We start from the raw sequence: 14,368 nt of genomic DNA, 5'->3' as shown, positions 1-14,368 counted from the left end.
ATGTCACGCATTGACAATTTGGGCTTGAACTTTTTGTTATTGCCCAAATCTACATAATTAGAAAATAAGTTCATAGAGGAAAGTTTATGCAAACAAATATGAATCTAGGTACTGCAAGTCAAAGTAGTGCTATTGAAATTAATAAGGTATTGCGAAATACCTACATGCTTTTAGGCATGACCTTAGCGTTTAGTGCGGTTACTGCTGGTGTTTCAATGGCCATGAATTTATCGCATATGGCTGCTTTAGTCATGACGCTTGTTGCTTTTGGTTTACTATTTGTTGTTAACAAGCAAGCAGACAAAGCCAACGGTATTTTCTGGATTTTTGCTTTCACTGGCTTAATGGGCGCCTCACTAGGGCCATTACTTAATATGTATGCTGCTCTACCTGGTGGTCCATCATTAATTATGCAAGCGTTAGGCGGCACGGCATTAATTTTCTTTGCATTGTCAGGCTACGCACTAACAAGTAAGAAAGACTTCTCATTTATGGGTGGTTTCTTAATGGTTGGCTTAATTGTGGTATTAATCGCTGGTATCGCGAATATCTTCTTCGCTATTCCTGCAGTATCACTAGCGTTAAACGCTGCGATTGTAATGATTATGTCTGGTTTAATTTTATTCGATACTAGCCGCATTATTCACGGCGGTGAGCGCAACTATATTCGCGCTACAGTGTCGTTATACCTAAACATTTACAACTTGTTTGTTAGCCTACTTCAACTATTAGGCGCATTTAATTCAGACGATTAATTCTGAATTGATATTAATATATAATAAAGCCCCGTTTTAAAACGGGGCTTTTTTTATTTGCGACTTTTACTTTATGACAACGAGCTATTAGGAAATCTGTGTCTGTTTATACTTTGGTAGTGACTACCCCGCCCCATCAGAACAATACCGCCACGGTAATTGAATTTGCAGAATCAATTTTAACGGCTGGGCATCAAATTAACGGTATTTTTTTCTATCAAGACGGTGTGCTTAATGCGAGCACATTAACGTCAATTCCTAACGATGAATTCCAAGCGCCAGCCGCTTTTGTGAAACTTCATAACGATCACCAAGTAGCGCTACATTTGTGCATAACTGCGGGTGAGAAACGCGGTTTAACCGACCAAGATGGTGCAATAAATATAAATCCAGCATTTACCGTATCTGGTTTGGGCGAAATGGTAGAACTGACATCTACAGCAGATAAGGTGATTCAGTTATGAGTGCAACTTCACTAGCCGTTATTAATACGAAAGCACCTTTTGCGACTAGTCATGGTAAAGATGCGTTAGACCTAGCACTTATCTTTGGCAGTTATGAGCAACAAATATCGCTATTTTTTGTTGGCGATGGTGTTTTTCAGTTACTTCAACAGTGCGATGGTAATACATTAAACGTAAAAGACTTTACCAAAACCTTCGCGGCATTGTCGTTCTACGATATAGAAAACGTTTATGTCAGCCAAGAATCATTAACTAAACGCTCATTAAACAAGAGCTCATTAATTGATGGCGTAGAGGTTTTATCTGATGATGTAATTCAGCAGCGTCTTAGCGAACACAGCGCAGTATTAACATTCTAAAGGTTTATCAATGGCAAGTTTGCACCTTATCCGAACATCTTCATTTAGCAGCGATAGTTTTACGAATGCTTTAACAGTGATGAAAAGCAGTGACCGAATTATTTTATTAGACGACGGCGTTTACAACATTAATCACCCTATCCTACAAAACGCTTTAGCCTTAGTGGGCAAAGAAAACCTTTTTGTGATCGAGCATCACTACTTGGCACGAGGTTTAGCGACTGATGATGCGTTGAATTTTATCTCAATGGCAGCACTTGTTGCACTAACTGAAGCTGCAAATCAAATTATTACATGGCAATAGTATGCAATTTAACAATCAAACAATAGAACTCGATAAACACGGCTATTTAATCGATTTTCAACAATGGAGTGAGGAACTCGCACCTGAATTGGCAAAACAAGACGATGTAGAGTTGACCGAAGCGCATTGGGAAGTGATCCGCTTTGTGCGCGAATTTTATCTGAAATTTAACACATCGCCAGCAATTCGCGCGCTAACTAAAGCAATGAAAGAAGAATTCGGTGAAGAAAAGGCAAACAGCCGTTACTTATATCGATTGTTTCCCGAAGGGCCTGCAAAGCAAGCAACAAAATACGCAGGCTTACCAAAGCCTGCGCGTTGTATATAGTTTGCTAACATCAGTGAGCGATTTAAACAAACGTTAGACTTTGATATTAATGTTGTTACCCGAGCTCGCTGTCGGTGGGCTTACTTGGCCACCAGCAAGGCTAGATTCGATGAGATCAACAGCGATCTGGCCTTCCACTTCTGTTTGACTATTTTCTCGCTGTGCACCTTTTACTTCTAGTGCGTTTCCACCATCCACATTCACTGGTGTTGAAGAACCGATGGTTAAAGCCATAACTACCTCTCATTACATGACATTGTTAACACGTTAGTGTTCCTGATCTATTTATCGGAAAAACTACGCAAAGCTTTAATATTTTTAATGGCTAACTCAGTGAATATTTCTTTAAAATCGCTTTGACTATTAGTTGAAATAAGCTGCCTAAGTTTCAACAAGCACAAAAAAAGCGCCGAAGCGCTTTTTTAATCGTAATCCATAAATGCTAGTTTATGCTGCTGGCAAGTTTGGTACAAAGATACCTGCCATTTCTTGCATAACACGCACAACTTGGCAACTGTAGCCAAATTCATTGTCGTACCATACGTATAATACAGCGCGATCTTCATCAACAATCGTTGCTTGAGAGTCAACAACACCCGCATAACGAGAACCAACTAAATCCGTTGATACAATTTCAGTTGACGCTGTGTAATCTACTTGGTTTTGTAGATCTGAGTTTAATGAAATATCACGTAGGTAATCATTTAAACCGTCAGTGGTAGTTGCTTCTTTAAGGTTTAAATTCATGATTGCCATAGAAACATTTGGCGTTGGAACACGGATCGCGTTACCCGTTAATAAACCTTTTAATTCAGGCAATGCCTTAGCAACCGCTTTAGCTGCACCTGTAGAAGTAATAACCATGTTAAGTGGCGCACTGCGACCACGACGCGGCGACTTGTGGTAGTTATCAATTAAGTTTTGGTCGTTAGTGTACGAGTGAACCGTTTCTACGTGGCCGTTTTTAATACCAAACTTATCGTTTACCGCTTTAAGTACAGGCGTGATTGCATTTGTTGTACAGCTAGCCGCTGACACAATTTTATCTTCCGCTAAGATCATATCGTGGTTTACACCGTAAACAATGTTCTTGATATCACCTTTAGCTGGTGCCGTTAATAGTACTTTAGCCACACCGTTTGATTGTAAGTGCTGGCCTAGACCTTCTTCGTCTGACCAAATACCGGTATTATCAACTACTAGCGCATTGTTAATACCGTATGCAGTGTAATCAACATCAGCTGGTGATTTCGCGTAGATTACTTGGATGAAAGCACCGTTAGCTTTGATAACGTTGTTTTCTTCATCAATAGTAATGCTACCGTTAAACGAACCATGTACAGAATCGCGACGAAGTAAACTAGCACGTTTTGCTAAATCACCTTCTTTACCTGGGCGAATAACAATGGCGCGTAAACGTAATTTTGACGAAGGGCCCGTTTTTTCAATTAACAAACGAGCAAGTAAACGACCGATACGGCCAAAACCATAAAGCACTACATCTTGTGCTGCTGGCTCTTCACTATTGACAGCTAAACTGTCAGCAAGTTCTTTTTCTAAGTACTGCTCAATCGTTAAACCATTTGCACCACCTAAAAATAGGTAATTGTAAGCAAGTTTACCAATATCAACGCGCGCTGGTGATAATGACATCTTGGTTAACGCTTCTAAAAATGGGAAACTCTCGCGTAAGCGTAATTTACTTTCTTCGTGTAATGCGACAGACTTGTGTGCTTTGACGATATCAATAGCCGAAGCATTAACGAGAGAACGACCATAAACAGCAACTTCAATTCCTTTATTACGGAATAGTTGGCTGATAATAGGTAACATATTTTCGGCGAATGTTTGGCGCTCTTGCCAGCTTGCTTGATATTGTTCCTCAAGATGAGAAGTCATTACTTAAACCTTATATTTCCATGAAGTGATCGTTTGACTATTATCAATGTTTTAATATGACGTTATGATTAATAATAGCTACTTGCTTGATGCGGCGGACATTGTAATGCACAGTGAAAGTTTTCGCTACCACCTACATAAAAATTTCCAAGTTTACTTGAGTATTAAATGAAGCATTTACCCTTACTACTACTTTCTCCTTTGCTACTAATGGCTTGCGATACAGGACCAGATCTCGCGAAAATATGCAAAGAATCGCCAGACATGTGTGAAGAGTTTATTGAAGATACTTGGTGTAAGAAAGAACGTGTAAAAACAATTTATCACAACTACGCACTTACACAGACAGGTGCAGATAAGCAAAAGTTCGATTTGTTAATCGCTTACGAAGAGTATGCTGCTTGTATGGATCACGCTTCGCAAATAGAACATATCAAACTCAAGTACAAAAAACGTAACCGTATTGATAATGCAATAAAGGCAAAAGAGCGTATCAAGCAGCTAAGTGAAGAAACACTGCGCTCTGAACACCCCGAGTTATTGTTTTATCACTGGTCACGGTATTTAAATGAAGGCGCGCTCGCAAAATTTTTAGCGATGGAAGGAAGTAAAGCATTAGAAACCGCTGCTTCGCAATTTAACTTGGCCACTTATTATATTAAACGCGATCCCGACAAAACCTTAGATCTGCTATTTCATGCATTGGAATTACAGCCCGATGACGCGCCAGTAAACACTGAGATATTCAAATCTATTACGACCATCTTTACAGATAAAGAAGAGTTTAAACAAGCTTACATTTGGCTAAAAATACTCACCCTTTACGATCCTGAAGATATTGATAGTAGCGAGCAAGGATTAATGGCATTTGCGCAATTCCACAAGTTGGATGCTGACTTTCTCGATAAGGTTGCGAGCGCAACCTTAGATAAGATTACCGATGGTACCTTTACTGCTCCACGCCATTAGGAGCAGTAAGGTGTTCTTTATTCCCTTAGGTGCTAGCTATTCTTAGTCGTTTGATTAGTCTGAACTATAGTTCTTGTTCAAAAACCAAGCTCAAAGAGTTCACGCAATAACGCTTGCCAGTAGGTGCTGGGCCGTCATCAAATACATGGCCGAGGTGCGAGTCACAATGCTTACACTGAATTTCAACCCTTACCATATTGTGAGTCAAATCTTCCAAGTACGAGACATTATCATCTAAACAATCATAAAAACTTGGCCAACCGCACCCAGCATTAAATTTTGTTGCTGACGAAAACAAAGGACGTTCACAACAGGCACAATGATAATTTCCTTCAAGCCAGTGATCATTATATTTGCCCGTAAAAGGCCGTTCAGTCGCCGCTAGTCGACACACAGCATAGGCTTCTGGGCTTAATTTATCTTTATAATGATCCTGGCTCATAGTCTACCTACTAAATTTTTTGAATTGCGCGTTCCTGCGATGACCATTCAACATGATACTTCTTACCCGCTGCTTTATCTAAACGTTCAAATGTATGGGCACCAAAGAAATCACGCTGCCCCTGCAATAAGTTAGCTGGCAACACCGCTGAGCGCATTGAATCGTAGTACGACAATGATGAAGACAACGCCCCTGCCGGAATACCCATCAAAGTAATTTCAGCAACCGCCTGACGCCAGTTCGCTTGGTATGTATTAAGCTGTTCAACAAAGAATTCATCGAGGAATAGATTCTCTAGCTCTTCGTTGCGCTCAAACGCTTCAGTAATTGATTGTAAGAACACAGCGCGAATAATACAGCCTGCACGCCATATTTTAGCGATGCTAGCAAAGTCTAGTGTCCAGTTATGCTCTTTGGCTGCAAGTTTCATTAACTGGAAGCCTTGCGCGTATGCACAAATCTTTGCACAGTAAATCGCGTCATGTAGGCGCGTGATAAATGCTTGTTTGTCTTCATCAGAAAGCGTTTTCTGGGCAGGGCCTTGCAAAAGTTCAGATGCGGTAACACGCATATCTTTGAAAGACGAAATTGAACGTGCGTATACAGCCTGTGAAATTGTCGGCGCTGGGCACCCTACTTCTAAACTACTAACCGCTGTCCACAAACCAGTACCTTTTTGGCCGGCTTTATCCAGAATTAAATCAACTAGTGGCGTTTCATCTTCTATCTTGTGACGTAAAACTTCCACTGATATTTCCATTAGGTAGCTATCTAATGGACCTTGGTTCCACTGTTCGAAGGTATCAGCAATTTCATCACAGCTCATGCCTAAGCCATTTCGAAGTACATGATAGGCTTCACAGATAATTTGCATATCTGCGTATTCGATACCATTGTGCACCATTTTTACGTAATGACCTGCACCTGCTGGGCCAATATAGGCGGCACATGGATCGCCACCTTCTATTATTTGACCTGGCTCAACACGCTCAATTGGCTTACCAGTTTTAGGGTCGACCTTGGCAGAAATAGCCTCCCAAATTGGCTTAATTCGAGTCCACGCATACGGAGAACCACTTGGCATAAGCGCAGGGCCAAATCTTGCACCTACTTCACCGCCAGATACCGCTGACGAGAACAAAATAAATTGATTTTTGTAACGCTCTTCGCGCTCAACCGTATCAACCCATAAGCTATTACCAGTATCGATAACAATATCGTCTGGTTGAATACCGGCGCCTATCAAGCTCTCGCAAACTTGATCTACTGGCTCACCAGCGGGAACAGACAGAACAATTAAATGAGGGGCTTTTAGTTGTGAGAGGAGTTCAGTGTAAGACGAGCAACCATAAACACGTTGGCTATCTGTTTTGTTTTCTTCCTTGTCTTGCTCAATTGCATCATTTACTTTTTCTTGGCTTAAATCAAAAGCAGCAATTTTATAGCCGTTATCCGCAAGGTTAAGTACAAGGTTTTTACCCATTACACCTAAGCCGATAAAGCCGATGTCACACAATGCTTTCTCTTGTGTCATATTCTAATTCCGAGGGTTAATACAGTGGATGTCGGCGCATCAATGCGCCATGTTTCCACTATTTTATCATGGGAATTTCCATAACGCTTCAGTTAAAACGTATAAAGCTGTTAATTTTTCTTGGTTTTTTAGTAACAATCCGAAATTTAATTTAACTAAATTACATAACCAAGTGTTTTGTTCTTGTATTTTTTATTTATTGGTGTAATTTTACTACATTAATAAAATTCAGGAATTCACATGACTATTAAAGTTGGTATAAACGGCTTTGGTCGCATCGGCCGTTTTGTATTTAGAGCGGCGCAAGAACGCCAAGATATTGAAATTGTCGGCATTAACGACTTAATTGACGTAGATTACATGGCTTACATGCTTAAATATGATTCAACTCATGGTCGCTTTAACGGTCAAGTTGATGTCGTTGATGGCAATTTAGTGGTAAATGGTCAAACAGTTCGTGTCACCGCTGAACGCGATCCAGAGCAGCTAAAGTGGAACGACATTGGAGCGGATGTGGTTGTTGAGGCAACAGGTTTGTTCTTAACTGATGAAGCAGCACGCAAACACATTAAAGCTGGCGCTAAAAAAGTTGTCATGTCGGCACCGTCTAAAGACGCCACACCAATGTTTGTTATGGGCGTAAACCATAGCGAATATCAAGGTGAAGATGTGGTATCGAATGCTTCTTGTACCACCAACTGTTTGGCACCGATTGCTAAAGTGCTCAATGACAATTGGGGCATTACAGATGGCTTGATGACTACGGTTCATGCTACAACAGCAACCCAAAAAACCGTCGATGGCCCTTCTGCAAAAGACTGGCGTGGTGGCCGCGGTGCGGGTCAAAATATTATTCCATCTTCAACAGGTGCCGCAAAAGCCGTTGGGAAAGTTATTCCTGAGTTAAATGGCAAGCTAACGGGCATGGCTTTTCGTGTGCCAACGCCAAATGTGTCAGTTGTCGACTTAACGGTCAACCTTGCTAAACCGGCAAGTTATGAAGAAATCTGCACGGCAATGAAAACTGCTTCACAAGGTGAACTAGCGGGCGTTTTGGGTTACACAGAAGACCAAGTAGTTTCAAATGACTTCATCGGTGAAAAGTGCACTTCAGTATTTGATGCTGGTGCAGGTATTGCCTTAACAGATACCTTCGTCAAAGTTGTATCTTGGTATGACAACGAAATTGGCTACTCAAATAAAGTACTCGATTTAGTTGCATACATCGCCAAGTAATCGACAGCGAAATAAGCAAATCAAACAAAGTTAGATTTACGCTAATTGAACACTTAGAAAAGTCGGCACTCGCCGACTTTTTTGTTAACTATTAAGCAATTATTCTATTCATCTACTATCTTCAGGCTATGGACGAACTCGCTCGTCTTATTGAGCATTGCAAAAGTGCTTACAAATCGTTGGGAACAAAGCCAGAGAGGATGATATGCAGAAAAACAAACCAAGCAAGGTAGCTAGTAACCAAGTAAACTCCCCTCAGCGTAAAACAAGAGAGTCACTTAAAGCTCATTCCCCTTCTTCCAATGCTACTACAAGAGAAGAGGAAACGATTTCGAATAAACGTACGATTGCAACGAACACTAATGAAACTAGCGACTTCATTGGCGCCGATAAGTACAATTATTTCACCGAAAAAGACGTCTCACTAATACTTAAAAATTTGGATAACTTGCGAGGTGATGTCTACCCCAATTCGCACACTTCAGAAGATGAAGATCTTATACCACCAAACTTTCCCTCAGTCTGTTTAATTGGTTTGGGTCGCTGTGGTTCAAATATCGCCTTAGATGTTGCCTGCCTTGTTCACAATGCTCGTAATTACTATCTAGATGAATTTCACAACGCGCAGCTGCAAGCGCAAGAAAACGATAGCAAACCACTAAAGTGGATTCAGCGCAGCCTTAATATTCAGCCGTCAAAAGCAGTAAAGCCGGTGTTCCTTATCGAGCCTTTGGTCATGCTTGGTGATTTAGACAAAGACATCGAAGGACGTATTCGATTCTCCTCCAAGGGTTTTGATAATAACTTCCTAAAAGATTACAACAAGCTCAAAATCATGGATCTGTCTGAAGTACATGCAGGCGGTGCGGGCAACGCACCTATCCTCGGCCAATATTTGGCGAAAATAATACTGAACAAAAATACCGATCAATTCACTAATCAAGATTGGAAGTTTATTCACTCGTATTTAATAGATTCATGCGGTATTAAAGCCAACCAATCGCGCTTGTATTTTTACATATTTAGCGCTGGTGGTGGCACTGGCTCTGGCATGGCGTCAGAATTTGGTTTGGCTCAGCAATATTCGTATATGAATAAAACATTCGATACAAAGTCGGAGCGGGATTTAGCCAGTCACAATCAATCGTTTGTATTTGAGCCCATTTTTACTAGCGGTATCTGTATCTTACCCAATATTTCAGATCAGTACGTCGAAACGTCGGAAGCCCTACATATCAACGCAGGCCGCCTGTTATGTAAGTATCTGTCGGAAGAATGGAATTTCTCCTACAGCATGGATAATGAAAATACGTCAATTACTAACATGATACCGCACATACGACCTTGGAATGCGATGATGTTAATTTCCAACGATATCATGCGCTACGCTGAGCAAAACGATAAAGATGGTGGTATGCAATTTATTGATGTTAACTCAATGGAACGACACGCTAATCAATATATTAGTCAGCAGATTTTCAATATTTTAACAGCGCAAGCGGTTACCACAGATTACGACGAAAATTACTTCAGACGCGCGGGTATTGATATCGGCGAAACCATTCGGCTCGACGCCAATGACTTATTTATGAGTTTGGCAGGCCCTGTAGCAATTGCTTATGCAGAATCTGTGGTTGGAGATAGCGAACATTCTGGTGAAAGTAAAAAGCTATTCAATGCCGACGAACAATCACTCGATATTGATGATCTTTTTTATCGCTCAATCGACCTGCCGCACTTTAATAAACAAACTCAAGCCATCGAAGGCATCAGTATTTTACCTATTGAGTCTAATCAATATCGTGTCGCCCTCGAACACTATAAAAAGCATGACTACGATGCTTCAGTACTTAAAAAGCTACACTTTTATAAAAACTGCTCTTCTGTGGTTTCAATCGTATCACTGCCGAAAGACTATAAGCTTTCGTATATGGATTTAAATAAATTAAAAATGCACCTGAATAATTTATTTCCCAATACCACTTTAAAACGCTACGCCCTTGTTATTGGTGCCTCTGCAAACTTGTCACTAACTACGTTAATAGCTAAAAGCCCTTGCCTTAGCGACGACTTCTTAACGCTTTTCGTTGCATATATAAAGCGTTGTTTTGCAAATGATAATTATCGATTTGACGATACAGTAGACAAGCGAATTATTGAGTTTATTAAAGCTGATGAATTCGATGTAAAAGACGTCGACAAGTTGCTATTGGAGTTTGAAAATCCGGCCAAGATTCTCGACACTAACTGGTATGCCATTAAGCCGATGTATGAGAAAAAGTATCGGGAGCTGATTAATGACAACAAACAGTTTACGTCAATTAATGACATCCGCTTAACATTGGATAACGTTAAAAATGCAATCTATTATTTACGCGAAATATATCGCCACCGCATCAGCAAAACAAATGTTATTTCCTTGAATAACACTATCTCAATTAGCGACTTTGACGATAAGAATAAGAATAAGAATAGCGACTAATCCGACACTTTTAGGCTGACCTAACAAAAAACCAGTCAATGACGACTGGTTTTTTATCTTAAAATAACTAACTTAGCCGCTATTTAACAACGCTAGCTTGTTCGACATGAGCCAAAGCTTCTTGCGCCAGCTCAGTAATTGCCGTCCAATTTTTCTGCTTAATGATGTTGTCAGAGACCAACCAAGAGCCACCACAACATGCAACATTACCTAAAGATAAATAGTTGTTAACATTGTTTAGGTTAATCCCCCCCGTTGGACAGAACTTGATGTTAGGGAAAGGCCCACCAATGGATTTAATTGCTTTAACGCCACCTGATGCCTCAGCGGGGAAGAACTTAAAGTGATCATAGCCAAAGTCAATGCCATCCATTAATTCTGAAATCGAGGATATTCCTGGAATTAATGCAATATCACCTTCATTACCCGCTTTAAGCAAATCTTTGGTTAACCCTGGGCTAATAGCAAACTTAGCGCCAGCATCTCGTGATCTTTGCAATAATTCACGGTTAGTCACAGTGCCTGCGCCAACTACAGCATCTGGTAAATTCTTAGCAATGGTCTCAATAACCTGCAACGCAGAAGGTGTGCGAAGTGTAACTTCTAATACGTTAATGTCAGCAGCCATTAGCGCTTCAGCGATTGGCAACGCATCTTCAACATGCTCGATAACAAGTACAGGCACAATTGGTCCCATTGCAAATAGCTCAGATGGCGCCAGTTGCCATTTTTTTAAATCCTTCATAATGCCTCTTTCTTATCTTGTATATCGTCTTGTAAATCGTGTTGAAGGTTGTCTTGAAGAAGGTATGCGGTTGCACCCAAAATTCCAGGTTGAGATTCAGTAATCACATAGGTAGGAATGCTTTGGTTAAAACCAGACATACGGCCTTTTTCTTCGAAACGTTGCCTAAAATCACTGCCTTTAAAATACTCTATAAATCTTGGAACTATGCCACCAGCAATATAAACTCCGCCGAAACTGCCTAGCGTTAATGCTAGATTACCGGCAAAGCTGCCAAGTGTTTTGCAAAACTGTGCTAAAGCTTGAGCACATACTTCACACTCATTTGATAACGCACGAGCGGTAATATCTTGTGCGGTTAGCTCGCTCTCAACCGAGGAATTTTTACTGGCAAGCGCTTGGTATATTTGTTCAATCCCCAAGCCAGAAAGCAACTGCTCATACGAAACATGCTGATATTTCGTCAGTAAAAATTCCAATATGTCGATTTCTTGTTTATCAACAGGCGCAAAGTCGACATGTCCACCCTCGCCGCTCAAACTTAACCAAGTTTCTTGCTGTTGGGCATCTTGCTCTTGAATTAGGTTCGCTACACCTAAACCAGTGCCCGGCCCGCAAACTGAAATAGGTTTACCAGCGACTGACTCACCACCACCAATTTGAACTTTTTGCTCATCACTCAGCATAGGGATCGCGTGAGCAATTGCGGTAAAGTCATTAATAAGCAGTAGCTTGTTGAGTCCAAGAGCAGATTTCAATTGTGTTTTTGAAAATTGCCAAGGTAAATTGGTCATAACCACAAGATCATTTTCGACCGGACATGCTATTGCAAAACATGCATTGATTGTTTTACCCGACAACTGCTCTTTTTCAATAAAATCAGCAACCACTTCCGCCAAACTTGCATATTTAGCACATTGGTAAACAGTTAATGCTTTGCAACTACCATCTTGCTGGGCAATGCCAATTCTTAAATTAGTGCCACCAATATCGGCGACAATATTAACTACATTCTCGAGCATTAATGCTCACCCTCAAGATTACCAAATAGTGAACATGCGCCAGTGTCAGCTGAACTCAAGCTTTGACGCATAAAGCCAAACAACTCACGTCCCATACCTTCATGGTGGCCATTAACATTAAACTTAGCTAACGGACGCTGTGCTAGCTCTTGTTCGTCAACTAACAAGGTTAATTCGCCTGATTCACCATCAACCATGATCATGTCGCCATTTTGTACTTTAGCAATCCAACCACCGTCTAGTGCTTCTGGGCACAAGTGGATAGCAGCAGGCACTTTACCTGATGCACCAGACATACGACCGTCAGTCACTAGCGCTACTTTAAAGCCCTTATCTTGCAAAACACCTAAAGGTGGCGTTAATTTATGAAGTTCAGGCATTCCGCGTGCTTTTGGCCCTTGAAAGCGCACTACCGCAACAAAGTCTTTTTCAAGCTCACCTGCTTTAAATGCAGCTTCTAATTCGTGTTGATCTTCAAAAACAACGGCTGGCGCTTTGATCACTGTACTGCCATCGCGAAGTGCAGACGTTTTTAACACTGAAGTTCCCAAGTTACCTTTGAGTACTTTCAAACCACCGTCTGGCTTGAATGGTTGTGCTGTAGTTGCGATCACTTCTGGATCGCCAGAAACATCAGTACTGTCTACCCATACTAATTTGCCATTCTCTAGCACAGGTTGTTGGGTGTAGCGTGTTAAGCCTCGACCACAAATCGTCTCTACATCTTCATGTAGTAAGCCAGCACCGATTAGTTCTTTGAATAACAACGCCATACCACCTGCTTGTTGGAAGTGGTTAATATCGGCATGACCATTAGGATAAATACGAGTGATCAGCGGAACTGAGTCCGACAAGTCGTTGAAATCTTGGAAATCAATAATGATACCGGCAGCTTTAGCAAATGCGATAATATGCATGGTTAAGTTCGTAGAACCACCAGTGGCAAGTAAGGCCACAATAGCATTAACTACAGAGCGCTCGTCAACCATTTTACCAATTGGTAAATAGTTACCTGATTGCTGTGTTAGACGAGTGACTTGACGTGCCGCTGCTTTGGTTAACTCTTCACGTAGTTCTGTGTTTGGCGCGACAAAAGATGCACCCGGTAAATGCAAGCCCATTACTTCAACGACTAACTGGTTAGAGTTAGCGGTGCCAAAGAATGTACAAGTTCCAGCACTGTGATATGACGCTGATTCCGCTGCTAGCAGCTCTTCTTTACCCACTTCACCTTTGGCAAATTGTTGTCTAACGCGTGCTTTTTCTTTGTTAGGAATACCTGAAGGCATTGGGCCAGCTGGCACAAATACTGTTGGTAAGTGGCCAAAGGTTAAGCTCGCTAATAACAAACCAGGGACGATTTTGTCACAGATGCCAAGCATTAACGCGCCATCAAACATGTTGTGTGATAAGCCAACGGCCGTAGACATTGCAATCACATCTCGGCTCATTAAGCTAAGATCCATACCCGGTTGACCTTGGGTGACACCATCACACATTGCTGGTACACCGCCCGCAAACTGAGCAACACCGCCAGTTTCAGAGACTGCTTGCTTGATAATCGCTGGATACGTTTCGTACGGCTGATGTGCCGAAAGCATATCGTTATAAGCCGATACAATGGCAATATCTGAGTGATTCAAGCCTTTAAGCTTATTTTTATCTTCTTTGCCACATGCAGCAAAGCCATGTGCTAAGTTGCCACAAGACAAACTGGCACGGTGGACTGTGTCCGATTTTGCTCGTTCAATTTTATCTAGGTAAGCCTGACGAGTAGGCTTACTGCGTTCTATGATTCGTTCGGTAATCGCTTGAATTTGGGGATTCAT

General features: G+C 41.2%; 15 protein-coding genes. 8 read left to right on the top strand and 7 right to left on the bottom strand.

Annotation, left to right across the window (positions count from 1 at the left end; genetic code table 11):
* The first annotated feature begins 86 nt into the window (after window positions 1-86).
* From ACSLUR_RS13030 to ACSLUR_RS13010, 5 genes are all read left to right on the top strand, one after another.
* A complete protein-coding gene (locus ACSLUR_RS13030; RefSeq protein WP_116000292.1) occupies window positions 87-755 on the top strand; it encodes a Bax inhibitor-1/YccA family protein in 669 nt (222 codons plus the stop codon).
* 98 nt (window positions 756-853) lie between these two features.
* Window positions 854-1,219, top strand: coding sequence for a sulfurtransferase complex subunit TusD (gene tusD, locus ACSLUR_RS13025; RefSeq protein WP_448555201.1), 366 nt, complete (start codon window positions 854-856; stop codon window positions 1,217-1,219).
* Window positions 1,216-1,578: a sulfurtransferase complex subunit TusC gene (gene tusC, locus ACSLUR_RS13020; RefSeq protein WP_448555199.1), complete on the top strand. Its 363-nt coding sequence runs from the start codon at window positions 1,216-1,218 to the stop codon at window positions 1,576-1,578. Before tusD ends, tusC begins: the two co-directional genes overlap by 4 nt.
* 10 nt (window positions 1,579-1,588) lie before the next feature.
* Entirely contained in the window at window positions 1,589-1,882 is a 294-nt protein-coding gene (gene tusB / locus ACSLUR_RS13015; protein ID WP_448555197.1) for a sulfurtransferase complex subunit TusB, read from the top strand.
* A gap of 1 nt (window position 1,883) precedes the next feature.
* On the top strand, window positions 1,884-2,210 hold the full coding sequence (locus ACSLUR_RS13010) for a TusE/DsrC/DsvC family sulfur relay protein (RefSeq protein WP_448555195.1): 327 nt from the start codon (window positions 1,884-1,886) through the stop codon (window positions 2,208-2,210).
* Between the two features lie 33 nt (window positions 2,211-2,243).
* Here the strand turns inward: ACSLUR_RS13010 and ACSLUR_RS13005 are convergent, their stop codons facing one another.
* Both ACSLUR_RS13005 and ACSLUR_RS13000 read right to left on the bottom strand, forming a co-directional pair.
* Window positions 2,244-2,444 (bottom strand): cytoplasmic protein, encoded by a 201-nt coding sequence (locus ACSLUR_RS13005; RefSeq protein WP_448555193.1) that lies wholly within the window; start codon window positions 2,442-2,444, stop codon window positions 2,244-2,246.
* 213 nt (window positions 2,445-2,657) lie between these two features.
* On the bottom strand, window positions 2,658-4,109 hold the full coding sequence (locus tag ACSLUR_RS13000) for a glyceraldehyde-3-phosphate dehydrogenase (protein ID WP_116000298.1): 1,452 nt from the start codon (window positions 4,107-4,109) through the stop codon (window positions 2,658-2,660).
* Window positions 4,110-4,277: 168 nt separating this feature from the next.
* Between ACSLUR_RS13000 and ACSLUR_RS12995 the strand changes: the two genes are divergently transcribed.
* Window positions 4,278-5,078: a DUF2989 domain-containing protein gene (locus ACSLUR_RS12995; RefSeq protein ID WP_448555191.1), complete on the top strand. Its 801-nt coding sequence runs from the start codon at window positions 4,278-4,280 to the stop codon at window positions 5,076-5,078.
* 64 nt (window positions 5,079-5,142) lie between these two features.
* On the opposite strand, the gene msrB is transcribed toward ACSLUR_RS12995, so the two are convergent.
* Entirely contained in the window at window positions 5,143-5,520 is a 378-nt protein-coding gene (gene msrB / locus ACSLUR_RS12990; protein WP_448555189.1) for a peptide-methionine (R)-S-oxide reductase MsrB, read from the bottom strand.
* A 10-nt stretch (window positions 5,521-5,530) separates the two neighbouring features.
* Window positions 5,531-7,054 (bottom strand): NADP-dependent phosphogluconate dehydrogenase, encoded by a 1,524-nt coding sequence (gene gnd, locus ACSLUR_RS12985; protein ID WP_448555187.1) that lies wholly within the window; start codon window positions 7,052-7,054, stop codon window positions 5,531-5,533.
* Between the two features lie 240 nt (window positions 7,055-7,294).
* Here gnd and gap point away from each other — a divergent pair, with 240 nt between their 5' ends.
* Both gap and ACSLUR_RS12975 read left to right on the top strand, forming a co-directional pair.
* Window positions 7,295-8,290: a type I glyceraldehyde-3-phosphate dehydrogenase gene (gap, locus tag ACSLUR_RS12980; RefSeq protein WP_448555185.1), complete on the top strand. Its 996-nt coding sequence runs from the start codon at window positions 7,295-7,297 to the stop codon at window positions 8,288-8,290.
* 205 nt (window positions 8,291-8,495) lie between these two features.
* Window positions 8,496-10,772: a hypothetical protein gene (locus tag ACSLUR_RS12975; RefSeq protein ID WP_448555183.1), complete on the top strand. Its 2,277-nt coding sequence runs from the start codon at window positions 8,496-8,498 to the stop codon at window positions 10,770-10,772.
* A 79-nt stretch (window positions 10,773-10,851) separates the two neighbouring features.
* Here ACSLUR_RS12975 and ACSLUR_RS12970 read toward each other — a convergent pair whose 3' ends face one another.
* Genes ACSLUR_RS12970 through edd form a run of 3 tightly spaced genes read right to left on the bottom strand, consistent with a single transcriptional unit; the run spans window position 10,852 to window position 14,368 of the window.
* Window positions 10,852-11,517: a bifunctional 4-hydroxy-2-oxoglutarate aldolase/2-dehydro-3-deoxy-phosphogluconate aldolase gene (locus tag ACSLUR_RS12970; RefSeq protein ID WP_448555181.1), complete on the bottom strand. Its 666-nt coding sequence runs from the start codon at window positions 11,515-11,517 to the stop codon at window positions 10,852-10,854.
* Window positions 11,514-12,539, bottom strand: a complete 1,026-nt coding sequence (locus ACSLUR_RS12965; RefSeq protein ID WP_448555179.1) for a glucokinase — start codon at window positions 12,537-12,539, stop codon at window positions 11,514-11,516. The genes ACSLUR_RS12970 and ACSLUR_RS12965 overlap by 4 nt, the downstream gene beginning before the upstream one ends.
* Window positions 12,539-14,368, bottom strand: a complete 1,830-nt coding sequence (edd, locus tag ACSLUR_RS12960; protein ID WP_448555597.1) for a phosphogluconate dehydratase — start codon at window positions 14,366-14,368, stop codon at window positions 12,539-12,541. Before edd ends, ACSLUR_RS12965 begins: the two co-directional genes overlap by 1 nt.

The organism is Thalassotalea montiporae (assembly GCF_053485855.1).
Note: the sequence above shows the minus strand (reverse complement) of the source record. Positions and strands in the feature narration are given on the sequence as shown.